We start from the raw sequence: 24,153 nt of genomic DNA, 5'->3' as shown, positions 1-24,153 counted from the left end.
TGCCCGAGGTAGGGGCCTTTGCTGTTGAAGTCTGTGGGAGGAGATTCGGATGGCGCTTTCTGATATAACCCGTCGCATGAGCCTGGCGCTCGGCCTTGGGCTGCTCGCAGCGGCCACGGGCACGGCCGCATCGGCCCAGAGCTTTCCTGACCGATCCATAACCATGATCGTGCCCTTCGCGGCAGGAGGCTCGACCGATGTCGTCGCCCGTATCGTCGCGCAGAAAATGTCCGAAGATCTCGGCCAGCAGGTCATCGTGCAGAATGTCGCGGGAGCCGGCGGCAACCTCGGCGCTGACAATGTCGCGCGCGCCGAACCGGACGGCTATACGATCCTGATGGGTACCGTCGCAACCCACGCGCTCAATCCGCTGATCCTGAAGTCGACGCCCTATGACCCAGAGAAGGATTTCGCGCCGATCTCGTTGCTCGTGATCGTGCCGAACGTGCTGGTTGTCAATCCGGAACTGCCCGCAAAGAACGTGCAGGAGCTGATCGCGCTGCTAAAAGCCGATCCGGACAAATATAGCTATGCCTCATCCGGTAACGGCACGCCGCTGCATCTTTCCGGCGAACTTTTTAAAAGCATGGCGGGCATCGACATGCAGCATATTCCCTATAAGGGCGCTGGGCCGGCATTGAACGACGTCATCGGCAATCAGGTGCCGATCATGTTCGACAACCTGCCCTCGTCGTCGAGTCACATCAAGGCCGGCACGCTGCGGGCACTCGCCGTAACGACCGCCGAACGCGCGTCATCCTTCCCTGATATTCCGACCGTCGCAGAATCCGGTATATCAGGATACGAGACCTATACGTGGAATGCGCTCTTTGCACCGGCCAATACGCCGGCCGATGTGATCGCCCGCCTCAACGCCTCCGCCAAGAAGGCGCTGGCGGATCCGGCCGTAGCCGAGCGGATGAAGGAATTCAGCGCGAGGATCGTGGGTTCCACGCCGGAGGAACTCGCCGCCCATGTGAAAGCCGAGCTTGCGAAATGGAAACCGGTCGTGGACGGCGCTCATATCCAAATGGAATGATTACAACGGGAGGGGACAGCATGCCGTTAGCTCCTTCTCTCACGCCCGATCCAGCCGGTGGCATTTGGACGCCATGCGACTGAATTCTAATTAAGGTAGTGGAAAAGCCCATTATTCTGGGCTAGCTTTCGGAAGGCTGATGGACAATTTCAGCTTACCAGGAGGGATCCATGTACAGATTTGAAGTTTACAAGGATAAGACCGGTGATTTCCGCTTCCGCTTCAAGGCATCGAACGGCGAGACCATGTTCTCGTCCGAAGGCTACAAGGCGAAGGCGTCCGCAATGAACGCCATTGAATCCATCAAGAAGAATTCGTCTGGCGCCGATGTCGTGGATCAGACGAAGGCGGAAGCCTGACCGGAAACGGAGGCGGCTCGGTCGCCTCCAGCACTCCCTACTCAGCGTATTTTTTGCGCATTTCTCTGTCATCGGTTTTTTCGATCGCAATGTCGAAATGAGGACGACTGAGACCTCATTGTTTCGGAACGGCTTGAGGCCGCGCCACCGGAACATTGCAGCATGGGCGAATTCGACCTTACATGCGGCTTGTCCGGTCAAACGCCCCTAGAGGATCAGGAGTTTCCGATGCAATACGCCCTTATCATTCGTGAATCCGCAGAAGACTTCGTCCGCCGCAGCGACCCTGCCTACCGCGATGGCTGGACGGCCTATACCAAAGCACTGGTGCAAGCCGGGATCTTGACCGCCGGTGCCGGCCTGACCCCGCCCGAGACAGGCACGATTGTGCGTCGCAAGGGTGAGAACCACGATGTACAGGATGGCCCCTACCCGGAGGGCAAGGAATCGCTCGGCGGCTTCTATGTGATCGATGTGCCCGATCTCGATACAGCGCTCGCATGGGCCACACGGGTTCCCGTCTCCGAACAGGGCTCGGTGGAAATACGGCCCCGGCTGCAGGTCGCGTGAGGCCGTTGTGACATCAGATGCGGGCCGTGCCGCCGAGAATGTGGCACGGCAATCCTACGGCAAACTCATCGCCTTCCTTGCCGCCCGCTCCCGCGACGTTCCGGCCGCGGAGGACGCCCTGTCTGATGCGCTGGCGGCCGCGTTGCGGGTCTGGCCCGAGCGCGGCATTCCCGACAATCCGGAGGGCTGGCTTCTCACCGCAGCCCGCCGCAACCTCATACAGGCTGCCCGCCATCGAACCGTGCGCGACAATGCCAGCGAGACGATTGCGCTGGCCGTCGAGGAGGCCGAGCAGCGCATGAACGATGCACGAAACGCCGACTTTTCCGATGAACGGCTGAAGCTGCTTTTTGCCTGCACACACCCGGCAATTGATCTGTCCGTTCACACGCCCCTGATGCTTCAGACCGTGCTCGGCATTGATGCGAAGACAATCGCGCAGGCCTTCGTAATCTCCCCGGATGCCATGAGCCAACGCCTGGTGCGGGCCAAGGCCAAGATCCGCGAGGCCGGCATTCCCTTCACCATTCCCGAGCGGCAGATCCTGACGGAACGGCTGGCAGACGTGCTCTCGGCAATCTATGCCGCCTACGGGCTCGGCTGGGACGGTCTCGATGGTGAAGGAGACAGTCGCACGGGTCTGACCGATGAAGCGATCTGGCTTGGCCGCACACTCATGACCATCCTGCCCGAGGAGCCGGAGGTCGTCGGGCTACTCTCACTGATGCTTTATTGCGAGGCGAGAAGACACGCACGGCGTGATAGCGATGGCGTCTACATACCGCTTGAGGAGCAGGATACCGGTCTCTGGAACGAAATCATGATGGCCGAAGCCGATGCATTCTTGAGGAAGGCAGGCACCTTCGACCGTTTCGGTCCGTTCCAGTGCCTGGCGGCGATCCAGTCCGTCCACGCCACGCGCCGCCGGACGGGTACGACCGATTGGAAGGCGCTCGTCACCCTCTACCGAGCTCTCATCGCGATGAAGCCTACACTCGGGTCCCAGGTCAGCCATGCCGCCGTGATCGGCAGGGTCGATGGCGCGGCCCCGGCTATCGCGCTGCTGAACGGATTGGAACAGCGAGGCATCGCCAGCTACCAGCCTTACTGGGCGGTGCGGGCTCATCTGCTGGCAGACCTTGGCGAAAGCGATACCGCGGCAGAAGCTTACAGGATAGCGATCGGCCTCAGCGACAGTCCCGCCGTCCGCACCTTCCTCACCGGCAAACTTCAGGCCGTTATTTCTCGGTCAGCTTGAGCTCGATACGGCGATTGGTGGCGCGAGCTTCCGGCGTATCGCCCGGTGCAATCGGCTGGAACTCACCAAAGCCTGCCGCAACGAGCCGGTCTGCGGGCACGCCCTGCGCGATCAGGAACTTCACGACCGAAATCGCGCGGGCGGATGAAAGCTCCCAATTGTCGCGGTAGCGACCTGAGCCCGACAGCGCGACGTTGTCCGTATGGCCATCGACGCGCAGAACCCAGTTGATCTCAGGCGGAATTTCCTTGGCGAGGTCCAGCAAGGCAGCGGCAAGCTTTGCCATTTCCGTTTGGCCATCCGGATTGAGGTCGGCACCGCCGGATGGAAACAGCACTTCGGACTGGAAGACGAAACGGTCGCCGACGACGCGGATGTTGTCGCGGTCGGACAGGATTTCACGCAGGCGACCGAAGAAGTCCGACCGGTAGCGGTTGAGTTCCTGCACGCGCGCAGCCAGCGCCACGTTCAGGCGGCGGCCGAGATCGGCGATTTTCGTCTGCGAGGTCTGATCCTTCTCCTCGGAAGCCTGAAGTGCGGCCTCGACAGCGGCGATCTGGCTGCGTAGCGCTGCGATCTGCTGGTTGAGGAGCTCGACCTGACTGAGGGCACGGTCGCTGACCTGCTTCTGCTCATCGAGCTGCTGCGTCAGCGTTCCGATCTGCTGCTTTGCCGCATCCTGGCCGCCGGCACCGGCGCTGAGAAGCGCCTGTAATCGCGTACGCTCGCCTTCGGCACTTGCAAGCGAAGCCTGCAGATTGGCAACGGAATCCTGAAGATCCTGATTGCTGCCCTTCTCCAGCGCCAGCAATTGCGTGAGCTCGTTGATCTGGCCATTGAGACGCGTCAGCACCTCGTCGCGGCCGCTGATTTCGCGGCTGAGAATGAACTGGCCGACAACGAAAACCGTGAGGATGAACATGATGGCGATGAGCAGCGTCGATAGAGCATCGACGAAGCCCGGCCAGTAGTCCACCGCGCGTTGGTGGCGGCGGTTGCGGGCAAGAGGCATGGCTTACTTGCCCTCGCTCTTTTCGACATGGACGGACCGTTCGCGCGCTCTGTCGCTGCCGCGGTCTTGGACGCCGATGCGTTCAGCCAGACGATCGAGCGTGCGGCGCATCGCCTTTGCTTCGTCCTGCTGGACCTCGATCCAGTCGCGCAGCATCTGCTGCTCGTTGCGCATGTTCTTGACGAGGCCCTGGATGCCTTCGGCAAGGCTCGCCATGGCGGCGACCGACCGCTGGCTGGACGCGCCGTCCCCTTCGGCGACCTTTCGCAGATATTCCGACAGTGCCTTCATATCTTCCGAGGAGCCGCCGGAAACGCCATCGAGCGCCGGCACCGGGATGTCCGAGCCGACATCGGTAATGGAGGAGAGCCAGTTTTCCAGCTCCGTATAGAAACGGTTCTGCGCACGTCCGGCCTGCAAATCGAGGAACCCGAGGATCAGCGAGCCCGAAAGACCGAGCAGCGAGGACGAGAAAGCCTGGCCCATGCCCGAAAGCGGCGTTGCGAGCCCTTCCTTCAGCGTCGAAAGCACATCGCCCGTGCCATTCGAGCCGGCATCGAGCGACTGGATGACAGAGCTGATCGAGCCGATTGTGCCAATAAGGCCCCAGAAGGTGCCGAGCAGGCCGAGGAAGACGAGCAGGCCGATGAGATAGCGGGAAACGTCACGCGACTCGTCGAGGCGGTTGGCAATCGAATCCAGAATGGAGCGCAGCGCGGTGGTCGATAATGCAACCCCGGACCTGCTACGATTTCCGATCAGCGCCCGCATCGGCGCAAGCAGCCGCGGATGGCGGTTCACCTTCTCCGCACTGCCAGCAGCGCGGAAAGAATTGAACCAGCGTACTTCCGGCCGAAGCGACAATACATGATTGAAAACGAGAATGATTCCAACGGCAAGAACGCCGACGATGAGACCGTTCAGGCCCGGATTATGCATGAAGGCAGTCTGTGTCTGCCGGAACAGGATCGCCGCTATGAAGCCCACGATGATGAGGAACAGCACCATCGTCCAGAAGAACGACATCGGGCTGGAGAGTTTGTAAGCGTAGCCACCGGCCGTCTTCTCGGTCGAGCCGAACTCGGCCACATTCACATTTTCCATAGGTTCCTCGGCCTCCGGACTCTTTACAGCCGAAGACTAGATCAACATTGTGCCAAATTGAAGTATGCGCAGGCGAAAAGCCGGACTTTACAACAGGCTGTTGCCCGGATCGTCACTTGGTCGGAACCGGCCGCTTGACGACTTCCGTGAGCGCTTTGTGGATATGCTCGTTGCCGGCTATGATCGCACCGGTCTCCAGAATTGACGCCCCGCCGTCCCAGTCAGTCGCATAACCACCCGCTTCGCGGATGAGCAGAATGCCGGCAGCCATGTCCCAGGGCGACAGTGCCGCCTCCCAGAAGCCGTCGAAACGACCGGCGGCCACATAAGCAAGATCGAGCGAGACAGCGCCCATGCGGCGGATGCCGGCGACTTCGCCCATGACATGGCGCAGCTCGATCAGGAACTTACCGTGATTGCCGCGGCCGAGATGGGGCACGCCGCAGCCGATGACGCTGTCGGAAAGCACCCGGCGCGAGGCGACGCGCAGACGCCGATCGTTCAGGAACGCGCCACCGCCACGCTCGGCAGTGTAGAGCTCGTCGGTAGCCGGATTGAAGACTACGCCTGCGACGATCTCATTGTTGCGCTCGAGCGCAATCGAAACGGCAAAAGCCGGAATACCGTGCAGGAAATTGGTCGTGCCGTCGAGCGGATCGACGATCCAGCGGTGCGCGCCGTCGGTGCCCTTGATCTCTTCGCTCTCTTCGCCAAGGAAGCCATAGGTCGGACGAGCCTTGAGAAGCTCTTCCTTGACGATCCTCTCGGCCTTGCGGTCGGCATTCGAAACGAAGTCGCCCGGTCCCTTCACGGATACCTGCAGGTTCTGCACTTCCCCGAAATCACGCCCCAGCGACTTGCCTGCCTTGATGGCAGCCTGAACCATGACATTGAGAAGAGCTGAACGGGCCATGTGGGCATTTTCCTTGGATAATACGGGACGCGCTGTCAGGGGCGGGATATGTCCCTGAACGCCGGAAGCGACAGCGCTGCATAGATTGGCGGCCTCAAGACCACAAAATCAGGGAAATTTCAAGGGGAATGCCGCATGGCAGGGTTGCAGTACGAAAGGATAGTTCCCAATTATTCTGGACAGATCAGTCCATAAACGTTATTGAGACATTATGGCAAGACACAAGGAATTCGATCGCGACACCGTACTCAAGGCGGCTATTACCGTGTTCACCGAACACGGCTACGAGGGCACGTCGACGGATGCGCTGCTGTCGGCCATGAAGATCAGCCGGCAAAGCATGTACGACACTTTCGGCGACAAGCGCCGCCTCTATCTGGCAGCGCTCGACCGTTACAATCTCGACAGCGTCTCTCAAATCGTGGCCGATCTGCGCCGCGATATGGCACCTTTGAAAGCTTTGGAAGAAATGCTCATCGCCTTCGCCTCCCGTCCGGAAACCGAAGCCGGGCATGGCTGCCTTGGCGTCAGCGCTGTGTGCGAGTTCGGACGCACGGACAGCGAGGTCTCGGCGCTGACCGACAAGGCGTCCCGCCTGCTTTCATCCGCAGTGCACACAATCCTCGAGGAAGGCAAGAAGCGGGGCGAGGTCGCAGATGATGTCGACACCACCGACGCAGTTCAGTTTCTCGGCTCGACCCTCTCGGGCATGAAGATCAGTGCCCGCAACGGCGCCTCTCGCGAAACGCTCCGCGGAATAGCCCGCCTCGCCATCCGAAGCCTCCGGTAAAAGTGCTGGAACTCTCAATCCGTTTTCGCACGCCCAATTATAGATCAAACAGTCCAAAAAGAAAGGAAGCCACAATGTCTCAACCACTTTCCGGCAAGATCGCCCTCGTAACCGGTGGCTCGCGCGGTATCGGTGCCGCAATCGTCCGCCGCCTCAGCAGCGATGGCGCAACCGTTGCCTTCACCTATTCCGCCTCCGGCGACAAGGCGAAGGCCATTGTCGCCGAGATAGAAGCAAAAGGTGCGAAGGCGCTGGCCATCAAGGCAGACAGCGCCGATCCGAAAGCCGTTCAGGATGCGGTCGATGAGACTGTCTCGGCATTCGGCGGCATCGACATCCTTGTGAACAGTGCCGGAATTCTGATGCTGAATTCGGTAGAGAATTTCCCCCTCGAAGACTTCGACCGCATGTTTGCAATCAACGTTCGCGCTGTCTTCGCCGGTACGCAGGCTGCCGTGCGTCACATGAGAGCGGGCGGGCGCATCATCACCATCGGCAGCATCGTCGCCGACCGCAGCGGCTTCCCGACCTCTTCGGTCTATTCCATGACCAAGGGCGCGGTCGCCGCCATGACGCGCGGCCTTGCCCGCGATCTCGGCCCGCGCGGCATCACCGTCAACAACATCCAGCCAGGTCCGACGGCAACGGACATGAACTCAAACGAAGCCAGCCATGAGATGCTGAAACAGTTGATGGCACTCGGCCGCATGGGCGAGGACAAGGAAATCGCCAGCTTCGCCGCCTATCTCGCCAGCCCGGAAGCCTCCTTCATCACCGGTGCCAGTCTGACGATCGACGGCGGTTATCTGGCCTGATGCTGACAAGCGAAAGGCGGCGCAGATGCGCCGCCGTTCCTTTCAGTGTTCGAAACTCAGGATTTCTGCTGCGTGATCAGCACTTCGCGGGCGATTTGGTCGAGTGGCAGAATACGGTCGACGCCGCCCTTGGCGATCGCTTCCTTCGGCATGCCGAAGACGACTGAACTCGTCTCGTCCTGGGCAACTGTGTAGGCGCCGGCCTGATGCATTTCCAGCATGCCGCGCGCACCATCGTCCCCCATTCCCGTCATGATGATCCCCATGGCGTTCGAGCCAGCCGAACGGGCAGCGGAACGGAACAGCACATCAACAGACGGACGGTGGCGGGAAACTAGCGGTCCTGGCTTGACAGACACATAATAACGCGCCCCCTGACGCTCCAGCAGCATGTGCTTGTCGCCGGGCGCGATCAGCACGTGACCGCGCAACACCGGATCGCCGTCGGCTGCTTCCTTGACCTCGACCTCGCAAAGACCGTTGAGGCGCTTGGCGAAAGCCGCAGTGAATTTCTCCGGCATGTGCTGGACGATCACCATGCCCGGCGCATTGGCCGGCAGCGCCTCCAGAAATTCACGCAGGGCTTCCGTCCCGCCCGTCGAAGCGCCGACGCAGACGACCATTTCCGTCGTCTTCGCCATGGCCCGGCCAGTTGGTGGCGGCAGCATCGCATCGGCCGTCAGCTTCTTGGCCGGCCCTTCCGCTGAAGCCGCACGGACGCGGCCTGCAGCGCGGCGCACATTCGCAAGCCGCGCATGCGAAGCGCTCTTCACTACTTCACGAATACGCATCGCATCATCGGCGAGACTGTCGGCCGCACCGATCTTCGATTTCAGGATGACATCGACAGCTCCAGCCTCCAGCGCCTGCAGCAGCGTTTCCGAACCTGCTTCCGTCAGCGACGAACACATGACGACCGGGATGGGCCGCTGTGACATGAGCTTTCGCAGGAAGGTGATGCCGTCCATGCGCGGCATTTCCACATCGAGCGTAATCACATCGGGGATTTCCTCCTGAATCTTGCGCGCCGCCATAAAGGGATCGGAGGCGACACCCATGATCTCAATGTCCGGATCTCCCTCCAGAACCTTCGTCAACGTCTGCCGAACGCTGGCGGAATCGTCGATGATGAGGACACGGATCTTCTTATTCATGTAATCCTCTCAGATACGCTGAAACACCGTATTTGAAACCTGCTTCAAGGGAAGGTCGAAGCCGGTGATCGATTCCGAGTGGCCGATAAACATGTATCCTCCTTTGGCGAGGCAATCGCAGAGGCGGCCGAGGACGCCCGCCTGGGTCTGCTTGTCGAAGTAGATCAATACGTTGCGGCAAAAGATCAGGTGCATCATGTCACCAACAGGATATTTCTCATCCATCAGGTTCATGCGGGCAAAGCCGACACGGCTGCGCAGCTTCGGCGAGATGCGAACCTCACGGCGACCCTGCTGCTTGGCAACCATGACATATTTCTTCTGCAGGTCGCGCGGCACCGGAGCGACCAGATCTTCCGCATAAATACCCTTTCGCGCGGTCTGCAGCACATCGGTGGAAAGATCGGTCGCCAGTACGCTATAGGAAACATCGCTGCGGCTCTCGACGAATTCGGCCAACACCATAGCCATCGTATAGGGCTCGGCCCCCGTCGAGCAGGCAGAACTCCATGTGCGGATCGTCCGCAAGCCGCTGTCCGCGAGCGTCGGCAGGGCGATCGTCTGCATATATTCGAAATGCTTGGCTTCCCGGAAGAAGTCGGTCTTGTTGGTCGTCACGACGTCGATCAGATAGACGGCCTCCTGATCGAGGCCGCCCTCGTTGAACAGGAAATCACAATAATCGTCGAAGCTCGCATGGCGCGTAGCGCGCAAGCGCCGGCGCAGCCGACCCTCCAGCATCGTCAGCTTTGTCGACGGCATTTTGATGCCGCTATAGTCGTAGATGAACCGAGCCAGCTTGTCGAAATTACGTTTGCTGATCCTGTCACCCGGCAATTGGGTTTCTACCGCAGCCATACTCATAAAACGTGACGCTCCGAACAGGTTTTGAAGGCCTCAGGCGGCCGATTGCAGGACAGTGGCATCCTCGCGCGACAGAAGTCGGGCAAGGTCGATTATGACGACGAAGCCGTTCTCGCGGCGCACGACACCGGCGATGTAATCCGAACGCCAGCGTACGCCGATATCAGGTGCGGACTCGATCTGATCGCGACGGAAGGGCGTCACTTCGAAAACGCGATCGGCAACGAGGCCGAGCGTCAGAAGGCGATTTTCCATCGGAACGTCGAGAACCAGCACGCGCGTATGCGGCGTCGGCACGGTTTTCGACATGCCGAGCTTCAGGCGCAGATCGATCGTCGGAACGCCCTGGCCGCGCACGTCGCGCAGACCGAGCAGATAGTCGGGACCATTCGGAATCTTGAACGCTTCCGCATAGTCGAGGATTTCGCGCACCACCTCCACCGGAACGGCGAAGATCTCTTCGCCGAGGCTGAAGGTCACGAATTGGGCTTCCAGAGATGTTGTTGCCATGATCAACCGCTTTCCTTGGATTCGGGCGCCCCCATTATCGGAGACGCCTGTTAATAGATTGAAAGGACCCGGACGCTCAGGCGCTTTCCTTGAACTCGGCATCCCCGTCGTCGGGGCCACCCATTGAAAGGTCGAGAGCAAAGCCCTTGGCGCGTGCCTGCTGGGCGGCGACCGTATTGGCAGGTGCGGTCTTCTTGGCGACCGGCTTTCGGGCTGCGGCCGGAGCCGGTGTGCGCATCGTCACCTTGGCAGCCGGAGCGCGCGACAGGCGGTTGCCGGCCATGTCCACCTTGAAGAAGGCGATCGACGCCTGCAGTTCCTCAGCCTGGGTCGCCAGTTCTTCGGAGGTCGCCGACATCTCTTCGGAGGCGCCGGCATTCTGCTGCGTCACCTTGTCGAGCTGCTGGATCGCCTCGTTGATCTGGGCTGCACCGATATCCTGCTCGCGGCAGGCGGCGCTGATTTCGGAGACCAGTTCGGCCGTCTTGCGGATGTCGGGCACCAGGCGCCCGAGCATGTCGCCGGCTTCCTGCGCTGCCTTCACCGTATCACCGGACATCGCACTGATTTCCGCAGCTGCCGACTGGCTGCGTTCGGCAAGCTTGCGCACTTCGGAAGCGACCACCGCAAAACCCTTGCCGTGTTCGCCGGCACGCGCAGCTTCGACAGCAGCGTTCAAGGCAAGCAGGTCGGTCTGACGGGCGATTTCCTGAACGATGCCGATCTTCTCGGCGATCGTACGCATAGCGGCCACCGCCCGGTTGACGGCATCACCGGAATTCTCCGCATCCTTGGCGGACTGGCGGGCAATCTTCTCGGTCTGGGCGGCATTGTCGGCATTCTGCTTGATGTTGGCGGCCATCTCCTCCATCGACGCGGACGCTTCTTCAGCCGAGGCCGCCTGCTCTGTTGCGCCCTGCGACACCTGCTCGGAACTCGCCGACAGTTCCTGGCTGCCGGACGAGACGTTTTCAGCTGCGGCAATCGCATCGGCAACGACACCACGCAGGCGCTCGACCATCTGCTCCAGAGCGATGCCCAGCGTATCCTTGTCGGACAGCGGCTGCGGAGAGACGGTCAGGTCGCCGTTAGCGATCTGGTTGGCAATCTGCGCCGTTGTGCGCAGATTGCCGGTCATCCGCGTCATGGAATTGACCAGGTCACGGATCTCGTCGTTGCTCCTGTGCTCAATGTCCTGTTCGAGATCGCCAATGCTGACCGCATCCGCGAGTTGGACTGCGCGCTTGAGGCCACGGGAGATATTGAGCAGGATCCAGATGGCAGCAGCAGAGGATACGATGATCAGGCCGATCGTCATCATCACGAGCATGTTGCGCGACTGCGCATACTGATCGTTGGTGGCGGCGTCGGTTTCGGCGACATTGCCGGTCACGGTGTCGTTCAGCTTGGTGAGAATGCTGAGAAGCTGGGTTGTTACCGCCTGGCCTTCGCCCATCGAAATGACGCCGGCCTGGCTATTGGATTCGCTGGTGTTCTGCGTGGCAAGCTCGGCAACGCGATCCTGCAGCGCCGTCCACTTGCCGTAGAGGTCGCCGAACTGAGCCATGCCATTCCTGATGTCAGTATCTTCGGAAGTGGCAAGGCGAGCCTGCAGTGTCTTGATCTGTTCGCGCTGCTGCGAAATCTCATCGACATAGCCGGCGATCTTGCTCGGATCCGTGTTGATGATCGCATCCTTTTCGGCGCGGATGGAACGCATCACGGCATCGGAGAGGTCGCCGGAATCGCGCAGATTGGCCACCGGACCGGCAACCATGACCGTGATGTCGTTATTCAGCGACGAGAGATTATAGATCGAAAGACCGGCCATGGCGCAGGTCAGGAGAACGATAAAACCGAACACCAGGCCCAGTTTGAGTTTGATCGTGAAGCGCATTCCAAGCCCCCTTTAGGACTGCAGCGGATATCCCGCGAAATGACACATTGTGCCGCCGTAAAAACGCTTCATGCGTTGCCGGCTGAGCCGGTGTGCCCCGGCGCTTCCATGCGCCGGCTGTAACGGGGCCGCTGTTGCTGCGGCCCCGATGCGTCCGCCGGGAAGAGGCTATGCGCTTTCCCGGAAATCATCGTCCGCCATGTCTGGTCCGCCCATGGACATGTCGAGGGCAAAACCTTTGGCGCGGGCCTGCTGAGCAGCAACGCCGTTGGCGGGAGCCGCCTTGCCGGTCGGCTTGCGGGCCGCAGACGGAGCCGGGCGTGTGGTCACCTTGGCGGCCGGTGCGCGGCCCTGACGGCCACTCGTCGCCATTGCCTTGCCACCCGCCGTGTCCACTTTGAAGAAGGCGATGGACGTTTGCAGTTCCTCGGCCTGGGCAGCGAGCTCTTCCGACGTCGCAGACATCTGCTCGGAAGCACCCGCATTCTGCTGGGTTACCTTGTCGAGCTGCTGGATCGCCTCGTTGATTTGCGACGCACCGACATCCTGTTCGCGGCATGCCGAACTGATCTCCGCCACGAGTTCCGCCGTCTTTCTAATATCAGGCACCAGGCGGCCGAGCATATCGCCTGCCTCCTGGGCGGCCGTGACGGTATCGCTCGACATGGCGCTGATTTCGGCTGCTGCCGACTGGCTGCGCTCGGCAAGCTTGCGCACTTCGGAAGCGACGACGGCAAAGCCTTTGCCGTGCTCGCCGGCACGAGCAGCCTCCACGGCAGCGTTGAGTGCGAGAAGGTCGGTCTGGCGGGCGATTTCCTGAACGATGCTGATTTTCTGGGCGATCGTACGCATGGCTTCGACGGCGCGGGAAACGGCGCTGCCGCTCATCTCCGCATCCTTGGCGGACTGACGGGCGATCTTTTCCGTCTGGGCGGCATTGTCGGCGTTCTGTTTGATGTTGGCAGCCATTTCTTCCATCGAGGAGGAAGCTTCCTCGGCCGCAGAGGCCTGCTCGGTGGCGCCCTGCGATACCTGCTCCGAGCTCGCCGAAAGCTCCTGGCTGCCGGCCGAAACATTCTCGGCGGCTGCAATTGCATCCGCGACGACATCACGCAAGCGCTCCACCATCTGTTCGAGCGCAGTGCCGAGTGTATCCTTGGCCGAGAGCGCCTTCGGAGAAACGGTCAGATCGCCGGCAGCAATCTGCGTGGCAATATCGGCGGTGGCACGAAGATTGGTGACCATGCTTTGCATCGCGATGCCGAGCGTATCCTTGGCTGAAAGCGGCTTGACCTCGACCGAGAGGTCGCCTTCAGCGATCTGGTTGGCAACATCGGCGGTGGCGCGCAGGTTGTTCACCATGCCGAGCATGGCAATGCCGAGCGTATCCTTGTCGGAGAGCGGTTTCGGTGTAACGCTGAGGTCACCGTTCGAAATCTCGTTCGCGATGCCAGCGGTATTGCGCAGATTATCCGTCATGACGTTGATCGTGTTCACCAGATCCTTGATCTCGTCGTTGCTCTTGATCTCGACCTTCTGGTTCAGATCGCCGATGGCGACAGCGCTGGCGACGTTCATGATCTTGCGCAGGCCACTGTTGATGCCGAGCGCGATCCACAGTGCGGCGGCAAAAGCGATGACGGAAGCGCCGATGGCGATGCCGATCAGCAAGTTTCTGGTGTTGCCGTAGAGGATTTCCGTATCGTCGTCGGCCTGGGTCATCGCCTTCTGCTGATGAGTGACAAGCGCCGTGAAGACGTCTTCCAGCTCCATGACGATGGCGCGAACCTCACCACCGGAATAAGCCGTGGCCCCTGCCCTGTCGCCGCTTTCCTGGATCAAGGCGACTTTGTTGGAACCATCAACGAAACGTTTGCTCAGCTCGATCAGCCTGTCCCATGTCGGCTTGCTGTCAGCCATTGCGATCTGCTGACCGCCTGTCGCGAACGCGAGCATTTCATCCATGCTTTTTGCCGAGTTTTCGTAGTGTTTCTTGGCCGCTTCAGGATCCGTTTCCAGAAGGGCGTTCTTCTGCCACCTGATGGCATCGAGCTCGGCAGCTTTGGCCTCCAGAGCCAGCTCCAGGCTTTTTGAAGGGCCTGCGATCAGGTTGCCAACGGCATCGTTCAGCGAACTGAGGCTGATAATTCCAAAGACTGCACTACCCACTAGCAACAGTATGACGAAGCCGAATGCGGCTGCGAGCTTGAGCTTGATCGTGATGCGCATCGCAATACCCCTATTTGAAAGCGACATAAATAATTTGAATGATGGTTTCCTTGTTGCCGCCTCATGCAGCAAAGCATCCCGTCCGGCGTTCCTAGGCCCCGAAAGCTCGTGTCAGGGGCCACATGCGAGGCCCCTGACGGGATCAATCAGGAAAGTGCTCAGGCGCTTTCCTTGAACTCGGCATCGCCGTCGTCGGGGCCACCCATGGAAAGGTCGAGAGCAAAGCCCTTGGCGCGTGCCTGCTGGGCGGCGACCGTATTGGCAGGTGCGGTCTTCTTGGCGACCGGCTTTCGGGCTGCGGCCGGAGCCGGTGTGCGCACCGTCACCTTGGCAGCCGGAGCGCGCGACAGGCGGTTGCCGGCCATATCCACCTTGAAGAAGGCGATCGACGCCTGCAGTTCCTCAGCCTGGGTCGCCAGTTCTTCGGAGGTCGCCGACATTTCCTCGGAAGCGCCGGCATTCTGCTGCGTCACCTTGTCGAGCTGCTGGATCGCTTCGTTGATCTGGGCTGCACCGATATCCTGTTCACGGCAGGCGGCGCTGATTTCGGACACCAGTTCGGCCGTCTTGCGGATGTCGGGCACCAGGCGCCCGAGCATGTCGCCGGCTTCCTGCGCTGCCTTCACCGTATCACCTGACATCGCACTGATTTCCGCTGCTGCCGACTGGCTGCGTTCGGCAAGCTTGCGCACTTCGGAAGCGACCACTGCGAAGCCCTTGCCATGTTCGCCGGCACGTGCAGCTTCGACAGCAGCGTTCAAGGCAAGCAGGTCGGTCTGACGGGCGATTTCCTGAACGATGCCGATCTTCTCGGCGATCGTACGCATGGCGGCCACCGCCCGGTTGACGGCATCACCGGAATTCTCCGCATCCTTGGCGGACTGACGGGCAATCTTCTCGGTCTGGGCGGCATTGTCGGCATTCTGCTTGATGTTGGCGGCCATCTCCTCCATCGACGCGGACGCTTCTTCAGCCGAGGCCGCCTGCTCTGTTGCGCCCTGCGACACCTGCTCGGAACTCGCCGACAGTTCCTGGCTGCCGGACGAGACGTTTTCAGCTGCGGCAATCGCATCGGCAACGACACCACGCAGGCGCTCGACCATCTGCTCCAGAGCGATGCCCAGCGTATCCTTGTCGGACAGCGGCTGCGGAGAGACGGTCAGGTCGCCGTTAGCGATCTGGTTGGCGATCTGCGCCGTTGTGCGCAGATTCGTCACCATGCTGCGCATCGCGATGCCGAGAACGTCCTTGTCCGACAGGGGCTTGGCATCGACGGACAGGTCACCCATAGAGATCTTGTCGGCAAGTTCTGCGGTATTGCGCAGATTGGCCGTCATGACATTGACGGTCTCGATCAGATCTTTGATTTCGTCATTGGTCTTGACGGCAACATTCTGGTCGAGGTCACCGATTGAAACGGCCTTTGCGACAGTCGCGATCTTCTTGAGACCATTGCTGATGCCAAACATGATCCAGATGGCAGCGCTCAGCGCGATCAACACGGCAATACCCGATGCAACGCTGAGGATCAGTTTGGTAGAGTTATAAAGATCGTCGTTGGCCTGGTTAGTCGCCTTCATTCCCTTGCGCTGGATTTCGACAAGGGCGGCAATTGCTTCGCCCATATCGTTCGTCATGTCACGCAGTTCGCCAAGCGAGAGGGCCTGGGCACCGGCCTGATCGCCCTTGGCGTCGAGCTGTTGAAGTTCAGCGGATTTCTCACGGAATTTCGCACCAATGCCTTGCAACTTTTCCCAATAGGGCTTGCCTTCGGGCGAAGCGATTTTGTGGCCGTCGTTGACGGACTCAAGCATCGCCTGCAGGTTCTGATCGGCCTCCTTGTAGAATCCGTACGACGTCTGCGGATCGGTTGAAAGCAGGGCATTTTTCTGCGCGCGAATGGCGTTGACTTCGGCCACGTTGGCTGTCAGCGCGAGTTCAAGACGGCGCACAGGCCCATCGATCATAGCACCGCTGGCATCATTCAAAGAGCCGAGACTCATGCTGCCATAAACGGCGATGCCGACCAACAAGAGGGTCATCAAGCCGAAGGCAAGACCCAGTTTCAGTTTAATGGTGAAGCGCATTTGAATACTTCCTTGAAGGTGATCGACAGAGCTGGATGCATGACTCGAAGTTCGGGCATGGGTCGTCATTCTGCCGCTTTTGGCGGCATGCATTGCGGGCACGTTCAATTGCTGGAGGCCATCGTCGCTTGCTCCGCATGTCCATCGTTACGGACCCCTGCGGGAGTTCACGATCGGCTTGCAAAACCGCAGCGCGTCTGACTGCGGAAGATCCCACTTTCGGGGAAACCCGATGCTCCGCCTGTCTCTTAAAGCTGGCAGGCGGACATCTGCCGATCGATACCAACGCATACACACGTCGGGCATTTCCTTAAGCCACGGGCCAGAGGTCCGCGGCAGTCTTCATTTCAACGAAACGCTTAGGCGCTTTCGCGGAAATCGTCGTCACCGGCGTCCGGGCCGCCCATCGACATGTCCAGAGCAAAGCCCTTGGCGCGTGCCTGTTGGGAAGGAACGGTGTGGCCCTGATTGTGGTTATGCGTCGCCGGAGCTGGCTTGCGTGGGGCAGCGGCGGAACCGTTGACCACCTTGGCAGCCGTCTTTGTAACGGTCTTCCGTACGCCGGCACGGGTCGCACCTGCCGCATCGACCTTGAAGAAGGCAATTGAAGCCTGCAGTTCCTCGGCCTGAGCGGCAAGCTCTTCCGAAGTAGCCGACATTTCTTCCGAGGCGCCGGCATTCTGCTGGGTCACCTTGTCGAGCTGCTGGATCGCCTCGTTGATCTGCGAGGCGCCGATATCCTGCTCGCGGCAGGCGGCACTGATCTCCGAGACCAGTTCGGCGGTTTTCCGGATGTCAGGAACCAGACGGCCGAGCATTTCGCCGGCATCGCGTGCGGCCTTGACGGTGTCGCTCGACATGGAAGAGATCTCAGCGGCTGCAGACTGACTGCGTTCAGCCAGCTTGCGGACTTCCGAGGCGACGACCGCAAACCCCTTGCCATGTTCGCCGGCACGCGCAGCTTCGACAGCGGCATTCAGGGCAAGAAGGTCGGTCTGACGGGCGATTTCCTGGACGATGCCGATCTTCTCGGCAATCGTGCGCATCGCATCGACGGCGCGGTTGACAGCATCCCCGGAAGCTTCCGCGTCCTTGGCAGATTGGCGGGCGATCTTCTCGGTCTGGGCAGCATTGTCGGCATTCTGCTTGATGTTGGCAGCCATCTGCTCCATCGAAGCGGATGCCTCTTCAGCCGAAGCCGCCTGCTCTGTCGCACCCTGCGAGACCTGCTCGGAGCTGGCCGAGAGTTCCTGACTGCCCGATGAAACATTATCGGCGGCGGACAAGGCGTCGGCGACGACGCCGCGCAGGCGTTCGATCATGACATTGACGTTGCCGAGCAGTTCACCGATTTCGTCATGCGTGGTGATTTCGGCCATCTTCGTCAGGTCGCCTTCGGCAACTTCGCGGACAACGGTGTTGGCGCGGCTGAGACCCTTGCTGATAGTATTCGCGATCCAGAAGGCAGTGAGGCCGGCAATCAGCAACGCTACGGCAGCAACCGCAATCATCGTCGTGCGCGTCGTGGCATACTGCTGATCGGCGCTATCATCGGCTTCTTTCATGCGCTGCTTTTCGAGCGTCAGAACTTCATCGAGTGTGGCGTCGATATCGTTGGCCGCCTGGCGAGCCGTCGTGACCGAGACATTGTTGGCGCCGTCCACATTGCCGTCTTTGATGAAATTTCGGATCTGGTCGTCAGCCTGATTGAATGCCTTAGAGAGTTCGGCAACGCGTTCCCAACGCGCCTTGCCTTGCTCGGTCGCAAGCTTCGTCACGGCAGCGAAGGCATCGGCGAAATCCTTACGAGCCTTGTTGCCCTTTTCGATAGCACCGGAAGCGTCGTCGGCATTACGCGCCGTCAGGAGGTTCTTCTGCTGGCGGATGGCTTCGAGCTGGGCGATATTGATCTGTTGCGCCAGGTCGAGGCGCGCAGCGGGACCAGCAAGAAGATTGCCGATCGTGTCGTTCAGCGAACCGAGGCTGAAGATGCCGTAGGCGGCAGTGCCCATGAGCATGAGAATGATAAAAGTGAACGCTGTCACCAGCTTTGTCTTGATCGTCAATCGCATCGTCTTAACCCCTCAATAATTGGCCGCCGGCTAGTTGACGGCCCCCGCCGTCTCATGCCTCGATGAAAAAATTGCTTGCAAATTCGGGAGGATGATGAACTCGCCATCCCTCTTGACCAGGCAGTTGATGTAATCCGCGCGCCAGCGCATGCCCACGCTTGGCGGCGGTTCACTGGCGCTCCTCGTCAAGGTCGTCACCTCGTTCACCTTGTCGGTACGCATTCCCACCAGGGTCTGCTCCCCCTGCAGATCGACCTCGATGACGATGATGCGGCTGTCGATCGTCGCTTCCGAAGCTTCCATCCCAAAAGCGAGGCGAAGATCGGCAAGCGGAATGACCTTGCCGCGGAAGTTGATGACGCTGGCGACGAAGGGCTGGCTGCCCGGCACCGCGGTCTCGGGAAGCAGATCCAGGATTTCCTGGACGATGACAGCTTCCAGCGCGAAGGTTTCGCCATTGAGATCGAAGGTCAGAACTTCGATTTCCTCGGCGTATTTCCAGTGCTTGTCTAATTTTTCGGCTGTTGCTGCTGTGCTCATCCTGCCACGCGCAATTGCGCCTCCTGTTGCTGACCCGCGGCAACGAGATGCCCGACGTCAAGAATGAGGGCGACGCTGCCGTCGCCGAGAATGGTGGCGCCAGAGAAGGTCGCCACGTCGTTGTGCAGTTTCGACATCGACTTGATGACCGTCTGGTGGTCGCCGATGATCTGATCGACCACGAGGCCGACACGTTCGGTGCCCGTCGAAATGACGACGACCTTTTGATGCACGTCCGGCTTGGTGCCGGTACGGAAGAGATCGCGAAGCCTGAGGAACGGCACCAGACTGTCGCGCAGCGAGATGAAGCTGCGCCCACGCGAGCGAAGATCTTCTTCGAGCGACAGTTCGAGGCATTCCTCGACCGCCGAGAGTGGGATGACATAACGACCGGAACCGACACGAACGAGCAGGCCGTCGATGATGGCAAGCGTCAGCGGAATGCGGAGAGAGACTTCCGAGCCCTGCCCCGGCAGGCTGACGATCTCGATTGCGCCGCGCAGCGCCTCAACCGTTTTCTTGACGACGTCCATGCCGACGCCACGACCAGAGAGATTGGTGATCGTTGCAGCCGTAGAGAAGCCCGGTGCGAAGATGAGTTGCAGCAATTCCTGATCGGAAAGCGGCTGGCCAGGCGCGATGAGCCCCGAGGATTCCGCCTTGGCGCGAACCCGATCGCGGTTGATGCCGCGGCCGTCATCCTTGATCGAGATGATGACCTCGCCGCCGGACTGACGGGCGGCAAGCGTCACAGTTCCTGCTTCCGTTTTGCCGGCAGCAAGGCGTTCGGCAGGCGGCTCGAGGCCGTGATCGATCGAGTTGCGAACGAGGTGAACCAATGGATCGGCGAGACGCTCGATGACGGTCTTGTCGACTTCGGTGGTCTCGCCTTCGGTGACGAGTTCGATCACCTTGCCGGTTTCACGCGCAAGATCATGGACGAGGCGGCGGAAGCGTGAGAAGAGCGTCCCGACCGGCACCATGCGCAACACCATCATCGTGTCGCGCAGCTCGCCGGAGAGACGTTCGATTTCTTCCGAAACCGAGCGCAGGGCAATATCCGAACTGGAGCTTGCCAGCTGGCTGAGGCGCGACTGGGCAATGACGAGTTCACCGACGCGGTCCATCAGCTCGTCGAGACGCTCTGCCGGAACGCGAACGTTTTCCTGTGCCTTTGCCTGGGCTGCCGCCTGAACGGGAGCCGTTTCGCGTTTCACCGGAACCGCCTCGACCGGTCGGAATTCCGGAGCGGCGGCTGGCGCGGATGCGACCGGGGCTGGCGTAACCGGGGCGACCGGAGCGGGAGCTCCATCTCTCTTTGTCTCGGCAGATGCGGCTTGCGGATCGGAGATTTCCTGAACGTCGAGCTCCATGTCATCCATGACGAAGATGAAGACGTCGTCGATCGCCGAACGGTCCTGTTCGCTGGTCAGAATGACGTCCCAGGAGACGTAAAGCTCAGTTGGAACCAGATCGTCGAGCTGCGGAATGCCTGATGTGTTTGCGCGGACTGTGCATTCGCCGAGATCGCGCAGTTCATCCAGAAGACCAAGCGGATTGGTGCCGTTAGCCATGGAATTCGCCGGCAGGCTGAAGCGGATGCGCCAGGTCGTTTTCTTCTTGGTAGGAGCGGCCGCCGCAGGCGCGGCAGCAGCGGAGGCGACGGCTTCTTTGACTTCGGCCTTGCCGCCGACGGCGGCCTGGAGTTGTACAAGCAGCTTGTGACCGGTATCGCCGTGATCCGCGTCGGGCTGTTCGACGAGGGCGCGCATATGGTCCTGCGCGGCGAGCACGGCAGCGACGAGCTCAGCGGTTGCCGGAACCTCACCCTTGCGAACACGGTCGAAGGCCGTCTCGCAATGATGGGTGAAAGCGGCTAGCGCCTCAAAGCCAAACATTGCCCCCGAGCCCTTCAACGTGTGAAGGCCGCGGAACACGGCGTCGACGAGATCCTTGTTTTCGAGGTCGTGGTTCAGGTCGAGAAGGCCGGCTTCGATCGCCTCGAGGCATTCGGCCGCTTCGGTACGAAAGACTGCGACTGGATCAAGCGAACTCATCTGCCCAGAACCTTCTTCGCGATCTTAACGAGATTTTCCGGATCGAACGGTTTGGTGAGCCAGCCGGTGGCGCCGGCGGCCTTGGCACGGGCCTTGAGGTCCGCATCGGACTCCGTCGTCAGGAAGATGATCGGCACGCCGGCCTGGGCGGGCAGTTTCCGCAGCTCCTCGATCATCGTCAGCCCGTCCATGACGGGCATGTTGAGATCAGTGACGATCAGGTCGAAATTGCCGCTCTTGGCAATCGCCAGGCCCTCGGCGCCATTGACGGCTTCGGTGACTGCATAGCCTGCATTGGTGAGCGTGACCTTGGTGGTCAGCCGGATGCTGGCGGAATCGTCGACGGTCAGGATGTTTGCGCTCATAGCGTCACCTCTTTATGCAACCAGAACTTTGTGTCTTCGTGATCGAAGGCTTCCGCAAATCCGGCACGCTCAAGAACCTTGAGAAGCGAGCCGCTGGCCGGAGCCGAAAGCGTGATAGTCTTGCCTGTCGCTTTTGCCTGACGACGGGCGGCTTCGACGAGCTGAAGAAAACTCAGATCCGCTTCCGCGTTTTCGGGAAGGCTTAGAATAATGTTATTACTGTCGCGAAATTGATCGATAATCTTCGCGTATACTTCTGAAGCAGTACGAATGCTCAGAACTTCGGGAAGCGATATAGATTCGAAATATTGCGCCTGAGTATCCAATGCAGCCTCCATGGTCGGAGAATACTTAACGACCCTAAAAGGACTCTCATGACAGGCTTAACAGCGCGTAAACAGCGGTTGTAGGAAATTGCAATTACAGCGAGTCCGGACTCCCTGATTTCTCATCCAAGATAACTTATACTGATGCATGTTCATGTTATAAAATAAGTCGTAAAAACATGTAGATAATCCGGATCTAAACGGTACGCATCAAATTTCGCCGAACTCTTTTAAGCGTTGTTAATCACAACGTTGACGAGTCTGCGGCGTTTACCTGCCGTTTCCATCCTGCCCGTAAAAATAGAATCAAATTGCCTGTGTTTAGAAGTAAAGGTACAAATGTGACAAACACGATGTCATCGGCACAGACTGCGCTCTACGCCTCAGGGTCGGACATCAGCCTGACCCTGGAATCGGCCCGCGCTCAAGTCGAGGAACGGTTCCTCGAAGGTGGCACCGTTCTGCTTTCGGTGATGGATGTCCTCAATCGTCTGTTGACGTCGCTGGAACAGCTCACCAAGGCATTGGACACCAATGAGGCGAGTGACACCAGCGCCGATCTGAATGCGACCGTTCAGAACTTGATTGAGCTTCCCGGCGCTGAGGAAAACCGTCAGCAGGCTCTGACGGCACTGGCCCAAACGGGCTCGGAACTGCACCGGCACGTCGCGGATATGCAGGAGACGATGCGCTACCTGCGCACCTTCGCAGTCACGGTAAAGATAACGGGTGCGGGTCTCGCCGAATTCGCGGGCTTCGCACAGGAAATCCTCGAGCGCATCTATTCGGGGACGGACGAAGTCAATCGCTTTGCAAGCCATCTGGACAGTCTGCTGAAGGAGGTCAAGCTCGCCCTCTCCTTTGGCAACAGTCTGTCCAAAAGCTACGCCGGCACCGTTCCCGCAGTCGCCACGGCGCTTAAGGACGACGCAAAGAAGATTGCCGATCACCGTCAGAACCTCGGCGCCATCGCCCGCGAGGTAGGCGCCATCGCTCGCGGCGTACAGGGCAAAGTCGCATCTACGCTTTCGGCACTGCAGATCGGTGACATTACCCGCCAGCGCATCGAGCATGTGCAGAGTATCTTCTCGCTGCTGGAGAATTTCTTCGCGAGCGCAGACGGCGCCAAGCTCGATGCCGATGCACGCAAACGGCTGCAGAACGTCATCCACCACCTGACCGCCGCGCAGATGGCTGAGATGTGCACCGACTTCCAAAGGGATTCCCGCAACGTCGTAAAGACCATCGCGAGCTTCAGCCAGGATACGCAGCAAATTCTGCGATTGCGCGACCAGATGAGCGGTCAGAGCGACGGCAGCGGCGGCAATTTCATGCGCGCGCTGGAATCCAGCGTCTCCGCTGCCCATGAGATCGTCAAGCAGGTCGATACGGCAAGCCGTCAAGCCGACCAGGTCAGTCAATCGACGATCGGCACTGCTGCAACGCTTCTGCAGTCAATCGAAGCGATCCGAGCAGTCAAGACTGATATTCACTATATGGCGCTGAATACCAACCTGCGCTGCAGCCGTCTCGGCGAGGAAGGTAAGTCGATCAACGTCGTCACCGCCGAGTTGCGCATCTTTGCCGGCAAGCTCGATGATTCAGCCGATGCCATCGTCAATGGCCTGCCGGCGCTCGAAGCCTCGGCTGGGCGCGTTGCCCCCGCCGCCGGCACCAAGAATGGCGGTCTTGCCGAAAGCCTCACCTCGGCCGTCAGCACGATCCGCTCGGCCGCCAACTTGATGGAAGACGAACTCCAGGTGCTTGCCGAACATGGCCGCGAGGTCGCGACCAGGATCAACCTGCTGATCGGCAAGCTCGATTTCCAGCATGATCTCGGCGACGTGCTCGCCCGCTGCGCCGATGTGCTGGAAACCGCGGCCGGCGACCAGATCGCCGATATTTCCGACATCGCCGAAGCAATCGCTCCGCTCGACCGCACGATCTTCAAGCTCTACACCATGGTCCAGGAACGCAATGTCCATCGCGACATCATTCCCGCCACCGAGCAAGCAACGGCAGCGGCTCCTGCTGAGCCCGCCAAAGTCCGGAGCGACGAAGATCTGTTCGAGGACGCCCTTTTTTAGAAGGGGCCACGGGTTAGAGCAACTCCAGCAAAAGTGGGAACCGGTTTTGCGTCCGGAATTGCAGAAAAACAATAAGGTAGAGCATTGAAGGCGACTCTGTTTTCG

General features: G+C 60.0%; 21 protein-coding genes. 7 read left to right on the top strand and 14 right to left on the bottom strand.

Features of this window, described 5'->3' with window-relative positions; all coding sequences use genetic code 11:
* Window positions 1–49: 49 nt before the first annotated feature.
* The 4 genes from FHT92_RS23110 to FHT92_RS23095 all read left to right on the top strand — a co-directional run bounded on the left by FHT92_RS23110 (window position 50) and on the right by FHT92_RS23095 (window position 3,226).
* Entirely contained in the window at window positions 50–1,039 is a 990-nt protein-coding gene (locus tag FHT92_RS23110) for a Bug family tripartite tricarboxylate transporter substrate binding protein (protein WP_183829700.1), read from the top strand.
* 170 nt (window positions 1,040–1,209) lie between these two features.
* Window positions 1,210–1,398, top strand: a complete 189-nt coding sequence (locus tag FHT92_RS23105; RefSeq protein WP_183748801.1) for a YegP family protein — start codon at window positions 1,210–1,212, stop codon at window positions 1,396–1,398.
* 228 nt (window positions 1,399–1,626) lie between these two features.
* A complete protein-coding gene (locus FHT92_RS23100) occupies window positions 1,627–1,968 on the top strand; it encodes a YciI family protein (RefSeq protein WP_183748800.1) in 342 nt (113 codons plus the stop codon).
* 7 nt (window positions 1,969–1,975) lie between these two features.
* Window positions 1,976–3,226, top strand: coding sequence for an RNA polymerase sigma factor (locus FHT92_RS23095; protein WP_183829697.1), 1,251 nt, complete (start codon window positions 1,976–1,978; stop codon window positions 3,224–3,226).
* On the opposite strand, the gene FHT92_RS23090 is transcribed toward FHT92_RS23095, so the two are convergent.
* The 3 genes from FHT92_RS23090 to FHT92_RS23080 all read right to left on the bottom strand — a co-directional run bounded on the left by FHT92_RS23090 (window position 3,207) and on the right by FHT92_RS23080 (window position 6,255).
* Window positions 3,207–4,238 (bottom strand): peptidoglycan -binding protein, encoded by a 1,032-nt coding sequence (locus tag FHT92_RS23090; protein ID WP_183748798.1) that lies wholly within the window; start codon window positions 4,236–4,238, stop codon window positions 3,207–3,209. The two genes, FHT92_RS23095 and FHT92_RS23090, sit on opposite strands and share 20 nt — an antisense overlap.
* A gap of 3 nt (window positions 4,239–4,241) precedes the next feature.
* A complete protein-coding gene (locus FHT92_RS23085) occupies window positions 4,242–5,342 on the bottom strand; it encodes a MotA/TolQ/ExbB proton channel family protein (RefSeq protein WP_183748797.1) in 1,101 nt (366 codons plus the stop codon).
* Between the two features lie 112 nt (window positions 5,343–5,454).
* The gene (locus tag FHT92_RS23080) at window positions 5,455–6,255 is read right to left on the bottom strand and encodes an inositol monophosphatase family protein (protein ID WP_183829694.1); all 801 of its coding nucleotides are present in this window, start codon (window positions 6,253–6,255) and stop codon (window positions 5,455–5,457) included.
* A gap of 211 nt (window positions 6,256–6,466) precedes the next feature.
* Here FHT92_RS23080 and FHT92_RS23075 point away from each other — a divergent pair, with 211 nt between their 5' ends.
* Together FHT92_RS23075 and FHT92_RS23070 are read left to right on the top strand one after the other, a co-directional pair.
* Window positions 6,467–7,045: a TetR/AcrR family transcriptional regulator gene (locus tag FHT92_RS23075; RefSeq protein ID WP_183829691.1), complete on the top strand. Its 579-nt coding sequence runs from the start codon at window positions 6,467–6,469 to the stop codon at window positions 7,043–7,045.
* A gap of 74 nt (window positions 7,046–7,119) precedes the next feature.
* Window positions 7,120–7,860 (top strand): 3-oxoacyl-ACP reductase family protein, encoded by a 741-nt coding sequence (locus FHT92_RS23070; protein WP_183829689.1) that lies wholly within the window; start codon window positions 7,120–7,122, stop codon window positions 7,858–7,860.
* Between the two features lie 56 nt (window positions 7,861–7,916).
* Here FHT92_RS23070 and FHT92_RS23065 read toward each other — a convergent pair whose 3' ends face one another.
* The 11 genes from FHT92_RS23065 to FHT92_RS23015 form a co-directional block, all read right to left on the bottom strand.
* Window positions 7,917–9,014 carry a chemotaxis response regulator protein-glutamate methylesterase gene (locus tag FHT92_RS23065; RefSeq protein ID WP_183829686.1) on the bottom strand — a complete coding sequence of 366 codons (1,098 nt, stop codon included), beginning with the start codon at window positions 9,012–9,014 and terminating at the stop codon, window positions 7,917–7,919.
* 9 nt (window positions 9,015–9,023) lie between these two features.
* Window positions 9,024–9,878 (bottom strand): CheR family methyltransferase, encoded by an 855-nt coding sequence (locus FHT92_RS23060; RefSeq protein WP_183748792.1) that lies wholly within the window; start codon window positions 9,876–9,878, stop codon window positions 9,024–9,026.
* A 33-nt stretch (window positions 9,879–9,911) separates the two neighbouring features.
* Window positions 9,912–10,388, bottom strand: coding sequence for a chemotaxis protein CheW (locus FHT92_RS23055; protein ID WP_183829683.1), 477 nt, complete (start codon window positions 10,386–10,388; stop codon window positions 9,912–9,914).
* A gap of 76 nt (window positions 10,389–10,464) precedes the next feature.
* Window positions 10,465–12,285: a methyl-accepting chemotaxis protein gene (locus FHT92_RS23050; RefSeq protein WP_183829680.1), complete on the bottom strand. Its 1,821-nt coding sequence runs from the start codon at window positions 12,283–12,285 to the stop codon at window positions 10,465–10,467.
* 168 nt (window positions 12,286–12,453) lie between these two features.
* Window positions 12,454–14,514, bottom strand: coding sequence for a methyl-accepting chemotaxis protein (locus FHT92_RS23045; protein WP_183829677.1), 2,061 nt, complete (start codon window positions 14,512–14,514; stop codon window positions 12,454–12,456).
* Window positions 14,515–14,672: 158 nt separating this feature from the next.
* Window positions 14,673–16,601 carry a methyl-accepting chemotaxis protein gene (locus FHT92_RS23040; protein ID WP_183748786.1) on the bottom strand — a complete coding sequence of 643 codons (1,929 nt, stop codon included), beginning with the start codon at window positions 16,599–16,601 and terminating at the stop codon, window positions 14,673–14,675.
* Between the two features lie 359 nt (window positions 16,602–16,960).
* The gene (locus FHT92_RS23035; protein ID WP_183829674.1) at window positions 16,961–18,673 is read right to left on the bottom strand and encodes a methyl-accepting chemotaxis protein; all 1,713 of its coding nucleotides are present in this window, start codon (window positions 18,671–18,673) and stop codon (window positions 16,961–16,963) included.
* A 30-nt stretch (window positions 18,674–18,703) separates the two neighbouring features.
* Window positions 18,704–19,213, bottom strand: coding sequence for a chemotaxis protein CheW (locus FHT92_RS23030; protein WP_183748782.1), 510 nt, complete (start codon window positions 19,211–19,213; stop codon window positions 18,704–18,706).
* Window positions 19,210–21,270, bottom strand: coding sequence for a chemotaxis protein CheA (locus FHT92_RS23025; RefSeq protein WP_183829671.1), 2,061 nt, complete (start codon window positions 21,268–21,270; stop codon window positions 19,210–19,212). The genes FHT92_RS23030 and FHT92_RS23025 overlap by 4 nt, the downstream gene beginning before the upstream one ends.
* A complete protein-coding gene (locus tag FHT92_RS23020) occupies window positions 21,267–21,635 on the bottom strand; it encodes a response regulator (RefSeq protein ID WP_183748778.1) in 369 nt (122 codons plus the stop codon). Before FHT92_RS23020 ends, FHT92_RS23025 begins: the two co-directional genes overlap by 4 nt.
* Window positions 21,632–21,961, bottom strand: a complete 330-nt coding sequence (locus FHT92_RS23015; RefSeq protein ID WP_183829668.1) for an STAS domain-containing protein — start codon at window positions 21,959–21,961, stop codon at window positions 21,632–21,634. Before FHT92_RS23015 ends, FHT92_RS23020 begins: the two co-directional genes overlap by 4 nt.
* Window positions 21,962–22,314: 353 nt before the next feature.
* On the opposite strand from FHT92_RS23015, the gene FHT92_RS23010 reads away from it, so the two are divergent.
* Complete coding sequence (locus FHT92_RS23010; protein ID WP_183829665.1) at window positions 22,315–24,048, top strand: chemotaxis protein; 1,734 nt, start codon at window positions 22,315–22,317, stop codon at window positions 24,046–24,048.
* Window positions 24,049–24,153 lie beyond the last annotated feature (105 nt).

Source organism: Rhizobium sp. BK377 (assembly GCF_014193935.1).
Taxonomy (GTDB): Bacteria; Pseudomonadota; Alphaproteobacteria; order Rhizobiales; family Rhizobiaceae; genus Rhizobium.
Note: the sequence above shows the minus strand (reverse complement) of the source record. Positions and strands in the feature narration are given on the sequence as shown.